Consider the following 14,814-nt stretch of genomic DNA (forward strand, 5'->3'; position numbering starts at 1 on the left):
GGATCGCTCCGATTTAAATCGCATTCGCTGGTTTAACCCTACCCGGGACTTCATGTGGGTCGCTGAACAATTCCACAATTCGAACGCGTTCCAACCCGTAAAACTGGTCCGGTAACGGGGGAAGCTACGATGACCACCACCACCATCGAGGTTCAAGAGCGCGCGCCATCCGCAGCGTTCGGCCGCCGCAAGGTGTCGCCGCGCGCGTGCATCATCGACAGCAAGCCGCATCTGCGGGCGTTTCTCGCCGACACGCTGGAAGAGCTCCGTTTCGTCACCGGCGAATGCGGCGACGTCGAAGAGCTGTCATCGCGGATCGTGGAGCAGCAGCCCGATGTGCTGGTGATCGGCTCGTCGATCGGCGGCGTCGAGGCGGCGCGAATCATCGACGTCGCGTGCAATGCCGGATTTTGCGGAAGCGTCATTCTGATTTCCGCGCGTGAGACGATCGCGCTGCGTGCCATCCTGCATCACGGCCTGGAGCGTGGCTTGACCATGCTGCCGCCGCTGTCGACGCCGTTCAGCGCGCAGATGCTGCGCGAGTGCATCGCACCGCTGCTGCCGCAGGAGCCCGCGCCGAAACCCGAAGTCGATGTCGCCGAGGCGCTGAAGACCGGCTGGCTCGAGCTCTGGTATCAGCGCAAGCTCGACGCGCGCTCGCTGACGCCATGCGGTGCCGAAGCCCTGGTGCGGATGCGGCATCCGAGCTGGGGCGTCGTCGTGCCGGCCGCGTTTCTGCCCGACCAGAACGATCCGCATTTCCGCGCGCTGTCGGAATTCGTCGTCGCGCGCGCGATTTCCGACTGGCGCTATCTGCTCGACCATCACGGTCCGGTCGATCTGTCGATCAATCTGCCGGCGAAGTTTCTGCTCGACGCGCAGGCGGTCGAGGATCTCTGCGCCTGGATGCCACGGCATCCCGCATTCGGCGGACTGATCGTCGAAATCGAATCCCAGGAGGTGGCGCAACATCTCGATGGGATGATCGAGATCGCGCAGCGCCTGCGGCTGCACAATATCGCGATCGCGGTCGACAAGGTCGGCGCCGAATGGCCGGAGCTGATGAGGCTCGATGCGTTTCCGTTCGTCGAACTCAAGGTCGACCGCAGCTTCGTCACCGGCTGCGCCGACGACCGACTGAAGCGCTCGGTGTGCAAGCGCATCGTCGATCTCGCGGCCGACTACGGTGCACGCTGCACCGCGACCGGCATTGAAAGCCGGTCCGACTACATCGCCGCCCACGAAATCGGATTCGATCTGGTGCAGGGCTATCTGTTCGGCAAGCCGATGGGACTGAAGAAATTCGCGCGCGCCGCCGCGACCAGGCCGCTCGGCACGCTCGAGTGAAGACCGCTCGCGCCTCCGCTTAGTCGAACGTCATGTCCAGGCATTTCGAAACGTCGCTGCCGAGCCCCGACGCGATGATGATGCAGCCGCGCAACTTGCGGCTACCAGTGTCGCTCGCCCAGATCGCGTAGCCGCCGGGGCCGAAGAACGAGTTGGTGTTCGGCGGCTCTGTCTCGGCGGCGTCGAACTCGTAGTTGCCGTCGGTGTCGAAGATCCGCGGGCGTTTCGAGCAGCCGCCGTCGGTCTGGACGTTGATCACTTCCTTGTTGTCGCGCGTCATCGCCAGCGTGACGGTGCAGCGGAAGTATTCGGACGTCTTGGTGTTGAACAGGTAGGCGTAGGAGCGGCAGGTGGCGGTAGTGAGCTTGCCGGGGCTGAGGCCGCGGCTGCAGGAGATGCGCTGGTTGTTGCTCAGCTTGAACTCGTCGGCATGGACGGCCGCCGGCAGCACCAGCGCCATTGCGACAGACAGCGCCGCGCCCGTCGTCCACATCCGCCACGAACCTAAGCGCATCGTCTGCCTCCCGACTTGTTGATCACCACCGTGACGGCGCTTGTGGCGAAGTGATGAGGCTCCGCCGAAGACCTGCGCCAGAATGCAATTCCGAATCCGGTGCCGCGTTGTTCAGGATTGCTGTAATCCGGAATTGGCTCACGCGAAAGACACACCAAAGCGCACTGGCAAATTCGAAATCGATACCGACATGGACGCGGAAGCGGCGGGCTCCGCTTGACGCCGAAACGCCGTTCGTGATTTGTTCAAAACCTGCGACGCAGGACGCCGGTGAGCGCCGCTCGCATCGAGGCCCGAGGAGACGACAGCCATGATCGCCCACCCTGTCACGACGCTGCTGGCCGCGGCGGTCGCCGTCATGCTTGTCGCGCCGGCCATGGCGCAGACCGACGAAACCGCCCCGTGGGTGCTGTCACCCGACATGGGCTACGGCTACACCAAGGACGGCAAGACGGTGTCCTACCGGATGGGCACCAGCAATGCCAAAGAGCTGTTCAAGGGCGCCAGGAAAGTGCCGAAGGATACGCTGTTCTTCGTCGGCGCCAACGGCCAGCTCTACATGCGCAGCGGCCCGTTCCTCGAGGACGACGGCAGCTTCAAGTTCGGCCCCGGTCGCTGAGGCGGCGATAGGGCCGGTCAGCGAGTACGAGGACGCCGTACACTGTGAGGCGCCGCTTCACTCGCGGTGGCCTCGTCCATGAACGAAGTTCTCAGAAGGCGGCGTAGAGTTCGCGTGCGCCCGGTTTGGCGCTGTTGGCATCCATCCGCGCGTCGGTGACCGCCAGCAGCTTCGCCACCGTATTGTGACGGATCGCCACCGGATTGCGCTCGTAGCCCGAGCGCTGGAAGAAGTTCGAGGTCGGCACGATCTCGCGCAGCTCCTGCGGCATCGTGACCATGTCGAATCCCGTGCCGTCTCCGGTAAGGTTCATCATCTCGAGTTCGGCCGCGGTCAGCGGCTCGGTGTAGCCCTTCTGCCGGGCGAAGATCACCGAGGTCAGCAGCTTGTGGGTCTGCAGCAGCGGGCCGACGTCGATATCGAGAACCAGCGCGTGCACGCCCCAACCCTGCGGAGTGCGGCCGAGCTTCTCGTGCTCGCTCCAATTGCCCGGGATCGAGCGCGCCATCGCCACCATGCGCTTGACGATGCCGATCTTGTGCTCAAGCGCCTTGCGCTGCGGGCCCGACAGCGCCGCGGCGCGTTCGTTCAGCACTTTCAGGATGTGATTGCCTTGTTCGGCGAGCAGCACCAGCGTGTTGGTGGTCAGCAGCTGATTGTAGCCGATCGCGGTCGAGATCGCGCGCGAGCCGGGGCGCGACTTGCTCAGACCTGACTGCATGTCGTAGCTGCCGTCGCCGCCGGTCTCGAACGCATAGACCCGCACCGCCTGTTCGCGCGTCAGCCCCATCGCGCGGGCGACACGCGCATAGGCGCGCTTGAATTCGAGTTCGGAAGCCGGACGCTGCGGCGTGAATTGATAGTAGTCGCCTGCGGCCTTGACGAAATCCGCCACCACCGGAAGCGAACGCCGCTCGCCCGGAGGCTGCGGCCGCGGTTCGGGATCCACCGGGCGCTTCGGCCCGGTATAGACCGGCGGCTGCACCAGCACGTAATCGTCTGACGAAATCTGATCGCCGGCACGGCGCTTGGCGTTGCGGATGCGGCGCTTCTCGGCGATCGCGTTCCAATAGGCTTCGGCGTCGCGATCGAATTCGGCGCGCGCGGCCTGATACTGCTGCAACCGGTAGCGATACTCGGCGATCGCTTCGGGCGAAGCCGCCTGTGCGCGGGCATTCGCCACGGCGAGCGGCAGCGCGGTCTGGGCAAGCGTCGGCGACGCGAGCGCGACCAGCGCAAGCGACGCGAGGCTGACGGAGCGAATCAGACGAGTCGGCATGGCCGAATCATATCGCAGCCAGTGGTGAACGAATTGCTGCGCCGTCGCGGTTCCGTCTGCGGCAAATCGTGGCTGAGACGCGTGCGGCCCCGCACGCTACTTCCAGGCGAACACCGGCTGTTCGAGATCTGCGACACGCGTCACACGGCCCGCCAGCACCTCGCGGAACTGATAGATCAGCGCAGCAGTCGGCGCGTGAATGTAGTCGCCGGCGTGGCGGAACCGGACCACCCGGCGGTCGCTCTCGGGAATGCGCGTGAAATCGAACGCGTCGTGCTGCGCGATGTCGGCGAGCGCGATGTGATGCACCGACGCGACTTCGGCCGGATTCGGTGCGAGACGCTCCGCGGACGCCGCCCACGCCACCACCGGCGTGATCAGATAGCCGGACCGCGTCGGGTAGTCGTCGAGCATGCCGAGTACGTCGGCGGCGTCGAGTTTGAGCCCGAGTTCTTCGTGCAATTCGCGCAGCGCCGTCTCCGGCGCAGTCTCGCCCGCGTCGCAGCGTCCGCCCGGCAGCGCCCATTGGTTGCTGTGGGCGCGCAGGCTGGCGGCGCGGAACGTCAGCAGGAACGAGGCCGCACCATCGGCCCCGGCCACGACGGCAATCGCGACAGCTGCCCGCTTCAACCCTTGCGGCTCCAGCCCATCGTCGTGACGCGGAAAATCGCGGCAGCGCGCGGCGATTTCGATCCGCAGGGCATCGTTGTGCAGATGGCTCATGTGGCTTGACTACACCGGCGACGTGACGGAGGAAACCACCGCCGCGCCATTGCCGCGGCGACAGGGACGAAACGCATGACCGAGACTGCCCGCAGCCTGAAAGCCGACGGCTGGAGCATCGTTCACGACGATGGCTTCATCGATCTGGTCGGGCCGATGTGGCATCGCGTCGTCGAGGGCCAGCATGAATTCGCGATTGCGACCGGGCCCAAGCATCGCAACCGCCGCGGGCTGGTGCAGGGCGGGCTGATGATGACGCTGGCCGACCGCGCGTCCGGCATGGCGGCGCGCGAACAATCCGGCGCCCCACACGTCGCCACCGTGCAGCTCGACACCCACTTCATCGACGCCGGCGAGATCGGCGACCTGCTGATCGCGCGGCCGCGCGTGATCCGCGCGACCCGCAGCCTGATCTTCACTTCGACCGAAGTCAGCGTGGACGGCCGCTGCGTGATCGTCGCCAACGGCGTGTTCAAGATCGTGCGGCCGCGCTAGGCGGCGAAGCCTGCGCCGCGCCGCTCAGGCGGCCGCGAGCCAGCGGCCCAACGCGTCCAGCGTCACCATCGTGTCGCCTGCCCCGGCGCCGGCGAGATGCCGATAGGGCGCGTCTTTCTCCCCGAGATCGCTCAGGACCGCGAGCGCGCCGCTGAAATCGTCCCCCTCGGTGTAGATGCCGGGCGTGACGATGGTGGCGAGGCCGGCGCCGCGCGCCGCCTTCAGCCCGTTGGTCGAGTCCTCGAAGGCGACGCAGGCCGCGGCGGGCAGCGCCAGCCGCTCAAGCACATGGGCGTAGATATCGGGCGCGGGCTTCTTGGCCGGGACGACATCCCCGGCGCCGACGACGTCGAACAGGGCCATCGCCTCCGCGCCGAAGGCGGCGCCGAGCAGCGCTTCGACATTCGGCAGGCTGGTGGTGGTGGCGATCGCCAGTCGGACGCCGGCCTGCCGGGCCTCCCGGATCAGCCGCGCCACGCCGGACCGCAGCGGCGCTCCGGCGCCGGCGAGCGCGGTGTAACGCTGCGTCTTGGCGGCATGAAGCTCCGCGATCCGCCCCGACGCCCGCTCGGCGCCGGCCGGCGCGGACGCCAGGAAGTGCGCGATGCGCTCCTTGCCACCGGCGACGTCGAGCAGCCGCCGATAGGCCGCCTTATCCCAATGCCACGGCAGCGCCTCCGCCGCGAACGTCTCGTTGAAGGCTTGGCGGTGAAGCTCTTCGGTTTCCGCCAGCGTGCCGTCGACGTCGAAAATCAAAGCTCTCGGTATCATCAAACCTCTTTGTCTGCTGCGCGGGCACGCGTGATTAGAATTGATGCCTGACAAAACAACCGGGCCACTGTAAAGTAAACTTTACAACTCAAGAGCTATCCCCAGATGACCCAGACCTCCGACACGCCGTCGCGCAGATGCGACCTGTGCGCAGGCGAAATGAAGCTGCTCGGCCGTCTCCCGCGCCGGGCCAATCAGGCGCAACGCTTGGTTTTCCGCTGCTCCTGCTGCGACAACGTCGTGCAAGAACAGGCCTAGAGCCGGGACGACGTCAGAAGTTGGTCGCGGTTCAGCGCCGATACGGTTCGCCAAGCGTCGCCGGCGCCATCTGACGCCCCACCAGTCCGCCGACGGCGAGCAGCGCCAGCAGATACGGCAGCATGATCAACAGCGCATTCGGCACGTTGACGCCGAGCGCGGGCAGTTGGAATTGCAGCGCGGTCGCCGCCCCGAACAGCAGGCACGCCAACGTGGTGCCGCCGATCCGCCATTTGCCGAAAATCACCGACGCGATCGCCAGATAGCCGGCGCCGCGGGTCATGCCCTCGGTGAAGGTGTGGATGTCGCCGATCGACAGGAAGGCGCCGGCCAGCGACGCCATGAAGCCGGCGAACACCACGACGCCGTAGCGCACCGCCGTCACCGACAGTCCGGACTTGTCTACCGCCTTCGGCTCCGCACCGGCAGCGTGGATCGCGAGGCCAAGCGACGTGTAGCGCAGCACCAAGGCGGTAACGATGATGATGGCAATGCCGGCGTAGAGCAGCCAGACCTGCTCGAACACGGCCGGCCCGATGATCGGAATATCGCCGAGCAGCGGCGGCTTGATCTTGGCGAGGCCGGGGATTTCGGCGCGCGACCGAGCACCGAAAATTTCGCGATAGGCCAGCGTGGTGGCTCCCAGCACCAGGATGTTGATGCCGATGCCGGAGACGATCTGATTGGCGCGCAGCGTGTTGCTGAGAAATGCCTGCAGCAGCGACACCGGCACCACCGAGATGATGCCGATCAAGAGGCCGACCAGCGGATCGCCCGTCGCCCAGGCGCCGACCGCCGCCGCGAAGGCCGACATCAGCATCATGCCCTCGATGCTCATGTTGAGCACGCCGGCGCGCTCGCTGACCATCTCGCCGATTCCGGCAAGTAGCAGCGGCGTAGCGAGACGGATCGACGAGCCGAGGAAGACGGCAAACAGCTCCCAGGTCATGACCGACGCTCCCATTTCTCGATGAACAGCGTCGCGCCCGCGAGCGTGATCACGATCAGGCCCTGGATCACTACCACCAGCGCAGTCGGCACCGCCGCCACCATCTCCATGTTGATGCCGCCCGAGCGCATGAAGCCGAACAGCAGCGAGGCGGCGATCACGCCCGGGATCGAGCCGCGCGACAAGAGGCCCGCCACCAGCCCGTCGAAACCGTAACCAGACGAGAAGCCGTCCTTCAGCGTGTGCTGCTCGCCGAGCAGCATCAGCGCGCCGGCAAGCCCACCGAGCGCACCGGCGCCGGCCAGCGCGAAGATCACGGTCTTCGCATAGGAGATGCCGGCGCGATGCGCGGCGACCGGATTGAGCCCGACGGCGCGCAGCCGGACGCCGAAGATCGTCTTCGCCAGCAGCACGCCGACCACGACGGCAATCAGCAACGTCAGCGGCAGGCCGATATGCACCGGGAAGCCATAGTCGCCGGTGAGCAGCGGCAACTGCGTTGCGTCCGGGATCTCCAGCGATTCCGGCAACGTCGCCGAGCTAGTCATCGGCTTGCGCAGCAGCGCCGGCGACTGCACGCACCAGTACAGCAGCCAGACGCCGATGAACGACAGCAGCAGCGTCGAGATCACCTCGTTGGTGCCGGACTTCACTTTCAGCACCGCGGCGAGCGCGCCCCACAACGAACCGGCGATCACCGCCGCCAGCATCGGCAGCATGAAGGCGAGGCCGAGCGGCAGATCGGCGACATGGCCGTACAACGCCACGGCGGTGGCGGCGATGCCGCCGACCGCAATCTGGCCCTCGCCGCCCACATTGGTGAGATTGGCGCGGTTGGCGAGCACGAAGCCGAAGCCGACCAGCGCGAATACGCAGGCGCGGTTGAGCGAGGCCGCGAGCGCATAGGGGGAGCCGATGGTGCCGTCGATGAAGGCTTCGATCGCCTCCGGCACGGAGACGCCGATCGCCGCGATCAGAGCGAGACCGACGGCGGCCGCGAACGCCACCGCGGCGATCGGGACTAACAGGGACGGACGCAGCTTGAAGCGCGGTGCGGCAGCGACGGATTTCTGCTGATCGAGCGTCGTCATTGCGCCTGCCCCGCCATCATCGCGCCGATCTCTGCCTTGCGGGCCGGATCGGCGACGCACGATCCCATGATCCGGCCGCGATACAGCACCACGATCCGATCGGCGACGCTGAGCAGCTCGTCGAGTTCGGACGACACCAGCAGCACCGCGATGCCGCGGCCGCAGGCTTCGCGAATATGGCCGTACACCGCCGCCACCGCGCCGACGTCGAGGCCGCGGGTCGGCTGCGAGGCGACGAGGCACGACAGGTTCGGCAGCGTGATCTCGCGGGCCAGCACCGCCTTCTGCTGATTGCCGCCGGACAGACTGGAAAACGGTGCGCCCGGCCCGCGCGCGCGGACGTCGAAACGCTGCATCAGCGTTGTCGCCTGGCGCTGCAGGGCGGTGCGATTGAGGAAGCCGAACCGGGTGAACTCATCGAGGCGGTTGAGATAGATGTTCTCGGCGAGACTCATGCCGAGTACGCAGCCAACGGCGTGGCGGTCTTCCGACACGATGCCGACTCCAGCAGCCGTGATCTCTTGCGGCGAGCGTCCGGTCAGATCGGCCTCACCCAGGTAGTAGCGCCCGGAGGTCGGCGTCATCATGCCGGCCAGCACGGCGGCCAATTCGCTCTGGCCGTTGCCCTCGACGCCGGCGACGCCGACGATCTCGCCGCGATCGACTGTGAGCGTGAAGTTATCGAGCCGGGTGACACCCTGGCGATCCTTCACCGTCAGTCCGTCGATCTGCAGCGCCTCGACCTTGCTACGCGGCGGCGGCTGATGGCCGACATGCGCGACCTTGCCGAGGCCTAGCGTCGAGGCGGCCGCGCCGTCGAGCTCGGCGACGTCGCCGTGGATCATCGCCCGCACCAGCGCATCGATCTCCTTGGCCGGTGCACCCGAAGTCGCAACGGTGCGGCCGCCGCGCAGCACGGTGACGCGGTCAGCGACTTCCTTGATCTCGGCGAGCTTGTGGGTGACCAGCACGACGGCGCGGCCACTCGCGGCGACGCGGCGGCAGACCTGCAGCAGCGCGGCGATCTCGTCCGGCAGCAACACCGCGGTCGGCTCGTCCAGCACGAACAGCTGCGGATCTCGGATCAGGCATTTGACGATCTCGACGCGCTGGCGCTCGCCGACCGACAGATCGTCGATCTTGGCATCGGGATCGAGCGGCAGGCCGTAATCGTCGGCGAGCTTAGCGAGCTGCCGCGCGCATTCCTTGCGGTTGAGAATGCCGCGGCCACGGCCGAGCAGCACATTGTCGACGACGCTCATGTCGCCGACCAGGCTGAAATGCTGGTGTACCATGGCGATGCCCTGCGCCAGCGCATCGGCCGGCCCAGACGGCTGATAGGCGGCGCCGCGATAGCTCATCGCGCCGCCGTCCGGCCGGTGCACGCCGAACATCACGTTGCACAGCGTCGATTTGCCGGCGCCGTTCTCGCCAAGGATGCAATGCACCTCGCCCGGCCGCAGGTCGAGCGTCACCTCCGACAATGCGGTGAAGCTGCCGAACCGCTTTGTCACAGCCGACAGGCTGAGAAGCGGCGCGGCGGAAACTTCCACGGCGGGCGAGGCGCTGATCATGGCTAGCCCTTCAGCACCTTGATCTTGCCGTCGAGCAAATCCTTCATGATCGCGTCGAGCTTGGCCTTCTGCTCCGGCGTCGCGCCGCAGATCACCATGTTGGAGGCTTCCGGACCCATCTTCAGGCCGAACTCCTTGTAGCCCGGCGCCCACGAGCCCTTCACGGCTTCGTCGATCGCATACTGAACCTGATAGCCGGTGCCGGTGATCGAATAGGCGACGTAGAGCGGATCGGTGCCGCAGCGATCGGTGTAGCTGCCGATGATGTGGGTGCCCTTCTCCTTCGCGGCCTGCTCCATGCCGCGCAGGCCGAGATTGAGGATGTGGTAGTGGATGTCGGCCCCCTGCGCGATCGCGGCCAATGTGGCTTCCTTGGCCTTGGCGACGTCGTCGAAATCGCCGGTGTAGTTCTCGGTGTATTTGATATTCGGATTGATCGACTTGGCGCCGTTGCCGAATTCCTTGCCGGCATTGACGATCGACGGAATCTCGAGGCCGCCGACATAGCTGATCGCGCCATTCTTCGACAGCATCGCCGCTGCGGCGCCCGCCACATAGGCGATCTCGGCCTGCTTGACGTCGTAGCCGGCGACATTCGGCGCGCTCTCGCCGTCATTGCCGCCGACGATCGAGAAGTGCACTTTCGGAAAGCGCTTGGCGATCTTGTACACCGACGCCTGCGTCTGGCCGCCGACGCCGATCACCAGCGTGTTCTTGCTGGCGAGGTTGGTCAGCGCCTGATCCATATCCGCGTAGTTGATGTTCTCGATCATCTGCACCTTGATCTTGTCGCCGTACTTCTTCTCGGCGGCCATCAGGCCGTCGTAGGACGACTCCATCCAGCCCTTGTCGGACTTCGATCCCGGGATCAGGATGCCGACCTTGAGCGGCTCGGCGTGTGCAAGCGTGGCAGACAACGTCAGCGCGCCGGTGAGCAGCGCGGCCTTCAGGATGGAGCGGCGTGACCTCATGTGGACCCTCTTGGAAGCTGAATTGGTTACGGCCCGCGTTCTGCAGCAAGCGGTATGCCAACCACCCACACCGCTGATTTTGCTTGTGAAATCGTCTGAGTGCTTAGTCCCAAACAAACAAATGCTTACTTTTTGAGCCGACCGCCGCGACTTTTGTCGAATCCGCGAGCAGGCCCGCGTCGGGCTCCATCCCGTTGCGTTGATCGTGCTCGCAAAATCCCGCTGGCAGCGAACTTGCAAACAGGAGCAGCGGCACAGTTTGTCATCGCGCCGGACGAGGTCAGCCCCTCTCAGCGATGACGATCGCAACGGAGACACGACCATGAAGACCAGCGAGCAGCGCGCCCAGCCGATCAGCGGTGGACAGCTCGGCATCGGCCGGCAGACCGCGTGGTGGGCGGACCACAATACGGTCGACATGGCGATGCCGGGGCCGGCGCCGGTCGCCGTCACCATCCCCTGCGCGCCGCAGAACGTCACGGTCGATCTCAACCGCACCGCGATCGTGGTGATCGATATGCAGAACGATTTCTGCACCGCCGGCGGCTGGGTCGATCACATTGGCGGCGACTATCGCCCGGACCGAAAGCCGATCGAACCGCTGCAGAAGCTACTGCCGGCGCTGCGCCAGGCCGGTGTGCCGGTGATCTGGGTCAACTGGGGCAACCGGCCGGACCTCGCCAACATGCCGCCGAACCAGATCCATCTCTACAAGCCGAAGGGCACCGGCACCGGGCTCGGCGATCCGCTGCCGGGCAGCGGCGCGCGCGTGCTGGAGAAGGACTCCTGGGCCGCCGCAGTGGTCGACGAACTGCCGCAGGATCCGGCCGACATCAAGGTCGACAAATATCGCATCAGCGGATTCTGGGACACGCCGCTCGACAGCATCCTGCGCAATCTCGGCATCCGCTCGGTGCTGTTCACCGGCGTCAACACCGATCAATGCGTGCTGCACTCGCTGACCGACGCCAACTTCCTCGGCTATGGCTGCATCCTGGTGGAAGATTGCTGCGCGACCTCTTCCCCCGATTTCTGCACCGAGGCGACGGTCTGGAACGTCAAGAAGTGCTTCGGTTTCGTCACCGACTCCGCCGCGATCGTCTCGGCGCTCGGCAAGCGCGCCGGATAGCGGCGGTCGTGCGATGCAGGCCTATCACGACAACGGCGCCTTCATCCCCGGGCCGCTCCTCCGCGTTCCGGCGAGCGCATCGGGGCCGCTCGACGGGCTGACGTTCGCCGTCAAGGACCTGATCGACGTCGCCGGGACCATTACCGGCGGCGGCAATCCGGACTGGCTGCGCACGCATACTCCGGCGGCGCGCTCGGCCCCGGTGGTCGAGCGATTACTTGGCGCAGGCGCCAGCGTCCTGGGCAAGACCATCACCGATGAACTCGCCTTCAGCCTCGAAGGCGTCAACGCGCACTACGGCACGCCGCTGAACCCGGCCTGCCCGGACCGCATCCCGGGCGGCTCGTCGTCCGGCTCCGCCTCGGCGGTCGCTGCGGGTCTGGTCGATTTCGCGCTCGGCACCGACACCGGAGGCTCGGTGCGCGTGCCGGCGAGCTTCTGCGGGCTCTACGGCATCCGCCCAACCCACGACGCGATTCCGCTCGACGGCGTGCTGCCGTTCGCGCCGAGCTACGACACCGTCGGCTGGTTCGCCCGCGACGCAGAGATGCTGGCAAAGGTCGGCGACGTGCTGCTGCCGGACGCCACGCCCACGCTGATCGAGACGCTCATCATCGTGCGCGACGCCTTCGCGATCGCGGATGAACCGGTCGCTGCCGCGCTGCGCACTATCTGCGACGCGCTCGGTGCGACCCAAGAGATCAGCGTGTTCGACGGCGCCGAGGCAGACTGGTTCGAGGCGTATCGCATCCTGCAGGGCAACGAAAACTGGCGCGAACTCGGGCCGTGGATCACTGCGACCAAGCCGCGCTTCGGCGAGGCGATTGCGCCGCGCTTCGCCGGCACCGCGGAGATTACGCCGGAGGACGTCGCACGCTGGCAGCCTTTGCGGGACAGAATCCGCGCCAAGCTACGCACGCAACTGGGCGGTGGTGTCGCGTGGCTGATCCCGACTGCGCCCTGCATCGCGTTGTCCAAGGCGGCGCCGGGGGCCGGCGAGCAGATCGGTCCGTTCTATGGGCGCGCGCTGACGCTGACGTCGATCGCCGGCCATGCGGGCCTGCCGCAGATCAGTCTCCCCGCCGCGACTGTCGACGGCTGCCCCGTCGGCCTCTCGCTCGTTGCAGGCGCCGGCCAGGACCGCGCGCTGCTCGACGCAGCGTGCCGGCTCGGCGCACGCCTCACCAACCGGACTTCGACATGACCAATCCGACCGCCGATCTCGACGCCGACACCAAGCCACGCCGGCGGCCGCGCCGCTCGGCGGAGCAGAACCGCGCCGAGATCCTCAAGGCCGCCACCGCCGAATTCGCCACCCACGGCTTTGCCGGCGCGCGCATCGACCGCATCGTCAAGAAAGCGGGCTCGAATCCGCGGATGATCTACGAGCAGTTCGGCAGCAAGTCGGCGCTGTACGTCGCGACGCTCGAAAGCGCGCTCGGCGCGCTGCGCACCGAAGAACTGACGCTCGACCTGATGCATCTCGATCCGCTCGAGGGGCTGCTCAAGCTGTTCGATTTCATGAACGGCCATTTCGAACGCAACGGCCATCTGGTCAGCCTGCTGCGCGCCGAGAACATGCTGAAAGCGCGCCACATCCGCAAATCGGCGCGCATCCGCGAGATGTCGTCGCCGGTGCTGACGATGACCAAGCGGCTGCTCGCGCGTGGCGTCGCCGAGGGCCGGCTGGCCGCCGACATCGATCCGCTGCGGCTCTACGTGCTGATCGCCGCGCTCAGCCAGTTCCACTTGGCCAATACCCACACGCTGTCGTCGGAATTCGAAGCCGACCTCAGCGCCCCCGAATGGCGCGCCGCCCGCCGCGCCGACGCCCGCAAGATGCTGGCGGCGTATCTGGAGAAGACATAGCACCTGTTAGTACTGAATTGGCATCTCGCCCCGTCATGCCCGGGCTTGTCCCGGGCATCCACGAATGTCGACGACGGTCCGTGGCGAGACGTGGATGGCCGGGACGAGCACGGCCATGACGCAGTCGGTGTGCCGAGCGGAGCTTAGGCCTACAGCGCGATCTCCATCAGGTCTCGCGCGACCACGAGCGGACCGCTGTAGTGCTTCCGAACGTCCTGCATCCACATCTCGTCGCTGATGGTGTCGATGTCGCCGGGGACGAGATGCGTCATCACCAGTTTCTTGACCTTCGCGGCAGCGGCGAGCTTGCCGAGGTCTTCGGTGGTGGTGTGCGACGCGATCAGATGTTCCTTCAGCGTGCTGGCATTCTTGATCCGCGCCGCCAGCGCGTCGACGCCCGGCACGTACAGCGCCTCGTGGATCAGCAGATCCGCACCTTCGGCGAATTTGGCGATCTCCGGATTGTAGGCGGAATCGCAGACATAGACGATGACGCCTTTCGGGGTTTCGAATTTGTACGCGTAGTTGCGCTCGAGGATCGGCGGGTGCGGCGTGCGCAGCGCGGTGACCTTGACCTTGTCGGCGGCCATCACCGGCCCCGACTCGGTGATCTCCTTGACTACCAGGAACTTGCGCGGATCCGGCTTGCCCTCGTCGGGCATCCGGATCTCGATGTCGTCCTTCATCGACTGCCAGAATGCCTGCGCCAGCCCATCGAGCCCGACCGGCCCGAAAGCGTCGATCTGGTGGTTGAGCCCGGCCGACCACGCGCCATAGACCATGTTGCCGAATTCGAGCACGTGGTCGGAATGCATGTGGGTGACGAATACGTAGCGCAGGCTCGGCAGCGCGACCTTGGCCTCGACCAGCCGCCGCGCCACGCCGTAGCCGCAGTCGATCACGAACGGCACGCCGTCGACCAGCAGCACATTGGCCGGGTTGGAACGGCCGGCGCCGATCCGCGGACCGCCCTTGGTGCCGAGGAAGATCCACTTCACGCCGCTTTCGCTGCCGGCCTGCTGGGCCGCAGCGAACGAACTCTTCAGGCCGAGCGCGCCGGCGACGCCGCCGGCCAGTGACAAGTGCAGAAGCGTACGTCGATCGATGGCCATCGAGACTTCCTTTGAGAGCCGGTCAAGCGCCGCGCGGGACGCGGCTGCAGTGACGACTGTCGGCGTGAGGGGCGCTTCAAACGACGAAACTGCCGCTTTGCGTCAACAGAATG

Annotated in this window: 16 protein-coding genes; 7 read left to right on the forward strand and 9 right to left on the reverse strand. The window is 66.4% G+C overall.

Going from position 1 to position 14,814, the window contains the following annotated elements; translation table 11 throughout:
• Positions 1-129 precede the first annotated feature (129 nt).
• The gene (locus ACFFJ6_RS16855; RefSeq protein WP_378389855.1) at positions 130-1,347 is read left to right on the forward strand and encodes an EAL domain-containing response regulator; all 1,218 of its coding nucleotides are present in this window, start codon (positions 130-132) and stop codon (positions 1,345-1,347) included.
• A 19-nt stretch (positions 1,348-1,366) separates the two neighbouring features.
• Here the strand turns inward: ACFFJ6_RS16855 and ACFFJ6_RS16860 are convergent, their stop codons facing one another.
• The gene (locus tag ACFFJ6_RS16860; RefSeq protein WP_378389857.1) at positions 1,367-1,861 is read right to left on the reverse strand and encodes a hypothetical protein; all 495 of its coding nucleotides are present in this window, start codon (positions 1,859-1,861) and stop codon (positions 1,367-1,369) included.
• Between the two features lie 310 nt (positions 1,862-2,171).
• Between ACFFJ6_RS16860 and ACFFJ6_RS16865 the strand changes: the two genes are divergently transcribed.
• On the forward strand, positions 2,172-2,480 hold the full coding sequence (locus tag ACFFJ6_RS16865) for a hypothetical protein (RefSeq protein WP_378389859.1): 309 nt from the start codon (positions 2,172-2,174) through the stop codon (positions 2,478-2,480).
• 91 nt (positions 2,481-2,571) lie between these two features.
• Here the strand turns inward: ACFFJ6_RS16865 and ACFFJ6_RS16870 are convergent, their stop codons facing one another.
• Together ACFFJ6_RS16870 and ACFFJ6_RS16875 are read right to left on the reverse strand one after the other, a co-directional pair.
• Positions 2,572-3,759, reverse strand: coding sequence for a hypothetical protein (locus ACFFJ6_RS16870; RefSeq protein WP_378389861.1), 1,188 nt, complete (start codon positions 3,757-3,759; stop codon positions 2,572-2,574).
• 96 nt (positions 3,760-3,855) lie between these two features.
• Entirely contained in the window at positions 3,856-4,482 is a 627-nt protein-coding gene (locus ACFFJ6_RS16875) for an NUDIX hydrolase (protein WP_378389863.1), read from the reverse strand.
• Between the two features lie 75 nt (positions 4,483-4,557).
• Between ACFFJ6_RS16875 and ACFFJ6_RS16880 the strand changes: the two genes are divergently transcribed.
• Positions 4,558-4,977: a PaaI family thioesterase gene (locus ACFFJ6_RS16880; RefSeq protein WP_378389865.1), complete on the forward strand. Its 420-nt coding sequence runs from the start codon at positions 4,558-4,560 to the stop codon at positions 4,975-4,977.
• Positions 4,978-5,001: 24 nt separating this feature from the next.
• Here the strand turns inward: ACFFJ6_RS16880 and ACFFJ6_RS16885 are convergent, their stop codons facing one another.
• Complete coding sequence (locus tag ACFFJ6_RS16885) at positions 5,002-5,748, reverse strand: HAD-IA family hydrolase (RefSeq protein WP_378389867.1); 747 nt, start codon at positions 5,746-5,748, stop codon at positions 5,002-5,004.
• 105 nt (positions 5,749-5,853) lie between these two features.
• On the opposite strand from ACFFJ6_RS16885, the gene ACFFJ6_RS16890 reads away from it, so the two are divergent.
• The gene (locus ACFFJ6_RS16890) at positions 5,854-6,006 is read left to right on the forward strand and encodes a hypothetical protein (protein WP_378389869.1); all 153 of its coding nucleotides are present in this window, start codon (positions 5,854-5,856) and stop codon (positions 6,004-6,006) included.
• A 31-nt stretch (positions 6,007-6,037) separates the two neighbouring features.
• On the opposite strand, the gene ACFFJ6_RS16895 is transcribed toward ACFFJ6_RS16890, so the two are convergent.
• The 4 genes from ACFFJ6_RS16895 to ACFFJ6_RS16910 are packed head-to-tail and all read right to left on the reverse strand — an operon-like array spanning position 6,038 to position 10,591.
• A complete protein-coding gene (locus tag ACFFJ6_RS16895; RefSeq protein ID WP_378389871.1) occupies positions 6,038-6,955 on the reverse strand; it encodes an ABC transporter permease in 918 nt (305 codons plus the stop codon).
• The gene (locus ACFFJ6_RS16900; protein WP_378389873.1) at positions 6,952-8,046 is read right to left on the reverse strand and encodes an ABC transporter permease; all 1,095 of its coding nucleotides are present in this window, start codon (positions 8,044-8,046) and stop codon (positions 6,952-6,954) included. Before ACFFJ6_RS16900 ends, ACFFJ6_RS16895 begins: the two co-directional genes overlap by 4 nt.
• Positions 8,043-9,620, reverse strand: a complete 1,578-nt coding sequence (locus tag ACFFJ6_RS16905; protein WP_378389875.1) for an ABC transporter ATP-binding protein — start codon at positions 9,618-9,620, stop codon at positions 8,043-8,045. Before ACFFJ6_RS16905 ends, ACFFJ6_RS16900 begins: the two co-directional genes overlap by 4 nt.
• A gap of 2 nt (positions 9,621-9,622) precedes the next feature.
• On the reverse strand, positions 9,623-10,591 hold the full coding sequence (locus ACFFJ6_RS16910) for a BMP family protein (protein ID WP_378389877.1): 969 nt from the start codon (positions 10,589-10,591) through the stop codon (positions 9,623-9,625).
• Between the two features lie 322 nt (positions 10,592-10,913).
• Here ACFFJ6_RS16910 and ACFFJ6_RS16915 point away from each other — a divergent pair, with 322 nt between their 5' ends.
• The 3 genes from ACFFJ6_RS16915 to ACFFJ6_RS16925 are packed head-to-tail and all read left to right on the forward strand — an operon-like array spanning position 10,914 to position 13,589.
• A complete protein-coding gene (locus ACFFJ6_RS16915) occupies positions 10,914-11,720 on the forward strand; it encodes a cysteine hydrolase family protein (RefSeq protein WP_378389879.1) in 807 nt (268 codons plus the stop codon).
• Between the two features lie 13 nt (positions 11,721-11,733).
• Positions 11,734-12,924 carry an amidase gene (locus ACFFJ6_RS16920; RefSeq protein ID WP_378389881.1) on the forward strand — a complete coding sequence of 397 codons (1,191 nt, stop codon included), beginning with the start codon at positions 11,734-11,736 and terminating at the stop codon, positions 12,922-12,924.
• Entirely contained in the window at positions 12,921-13,589 is a 669-nt protein-coding gene (locus tag ACFFJ6_RS16925; RefSeq protein ID WP_378389883.1) for a TetR/AcrR family transcriptional regulator, read from the forward strand. Before ACFFJ6_RS16920 ends, ACFFJ6_RS16925 begins: the two co-directional genes overlap by 4 nt.
• Before the next feature lie 149 nt (positions 13,590-13,738).
• On the opposite strand, the gene ACFFJ6_RS16930 is transcribed toward ACFFJ6_RS16925, so the two are convergent.
• Entirely contained in the window at positions 13,739-14,701 is a 963-nt protein-coding gene (locus ACFFJ6_RS16930; RefSeq protein ID WP_378389885.1) for an MBL fold metallo-hydrolase, read from the reverse strand.
• Between the last annotated feature and the right edge of the window lie 113 nt (positions 14,702-14,814).

This window comes from Rhodopseudomonas telluris (assembly GCF_042432815.1).
GTDB lineage: Bacteria > Pseudomonadota > Alphaproteobacteria > Rhizobiales > Xanthobacteraceae > Rhodopseudomonas > Rhodopseudomonas telluris.

Bases quoted from the DNA above. Each gene is read 5' to 3' on its own strand.
- ACFFJ6_RS16855 (WP_378389855.1), top strand. From the start codon at position 130: ATGACCACCACCACCATCGAGGTTCAAGAGCGCGCGCCATCCGCAGCG.
- ACFFJ6_RS16880 (WP_378389865.1), top strand. From the start codon at position 4,558: ATGACCGAGACTGCCCGCAGCCTGAAAGCCGACGGCTGGAGCATCGTT.
- ACFFJ6_RS16920 (WP_378389881.1), top strand. From the start codon at position 11,734: ATGCAGGCCTATCACGACAACGGCGCCTTCATCCCCGGGCCGCTCCTC.
- ACFFJ6_RS16885 (WP_378389867.1), bottom strand. From the start codon at position 5,748: ATGATACCGAGAGCTTTGATTTTCGACGTCGACGGCACGCTGGCGGAA.
- ACFFJ6_RS16870 (WP_378389861.1), bottom strand. From the start codon at position 3,759: ATGCCGACTCGTCTGATTCGCTCCGTCAGCCTCGCGTCGCTTGCGCTG.
- ACFFJ6_RS16930 (WP_378389885.1), bottom strand. From the start codon at position 14,701: ATGGCCATCGATCGACGTACGCTTCTGCACTTGTCACTGGCCGGCGGC.
- ACFFJ6_RS16905 (WP_378389875.1), bottom strand. From the start codon at position 9,620: ATGATCAGCGCCTCGCCCGCCGTGGAAGTTTCCGCCGCGCCGCTTCTC.
- ACFFJ6_RS16865 (WP_378389859.1), top strand. From the start codon at position 2,172: ATGATCGCCCACCCTGTCACGACGCTGCTGGCCGCGGCGGTCGCCGTC.
- ACFFJ6_RS16900 (WP_378389873.1), bottom strand. From the start codon at position 8,046: ATGACGACGCTCGATCAGCAGAAATCCGTCGCTGCCGCACCGCGCTTC.
- ACFFJ6_RS16915 (WP_378389879.1), top strand. From the start codon at position 10,914: ATGAAGACCAGCGAGCAGCGCGCCCAGCCGATCAGCGGTGGACAGCTC.
- ACFFJ6_RS16910 (WP_378389877.1), bottom strand. From the start codon at position 10,591: ATGAGGTCACGCCGCTCCATCCTGAAGGCCGCGCTGCTCACCGGCGCG.
- ACFFJ6_RS16925 (WP_378389883.1), top strand. From the start codon at position 12,921: ATGACCAATCCGACCGCCGATCTCGACGCCGACACCAAGCCACGCCGG.
- ACFFJ6_RS16875 (WP_378389863.1), bottom strand. From the start codon at position 4,482: ATGAGCCATCTGCACAACGATGCCCTGCGGATCGAAATCGCCGCGCGC.
- ACFFJ6_RS16860 (WP_378389857.1), bottom strand. From the start codon at position 1,861: ATGCGCTTAGGTTCGTGGCGGATGTGGACGACGGGCGCGGCGCTGTCT.
- ACFFJ6_RS16895 (WP_378389871.1), bottom strand. From the start codon at position 6,955: ATGACCTGGGAGCTGTTTGCCGTCTTCCTCGGCTCGTCGATCCGTCTC.
- ACFFJ6_RS16890 (WP_378389869.1), top strand. From the start codon at position 5,854: ATGACCCAGACCTCCGACACGCCGTCGCGCAGATGCGACCTGTGCGCA.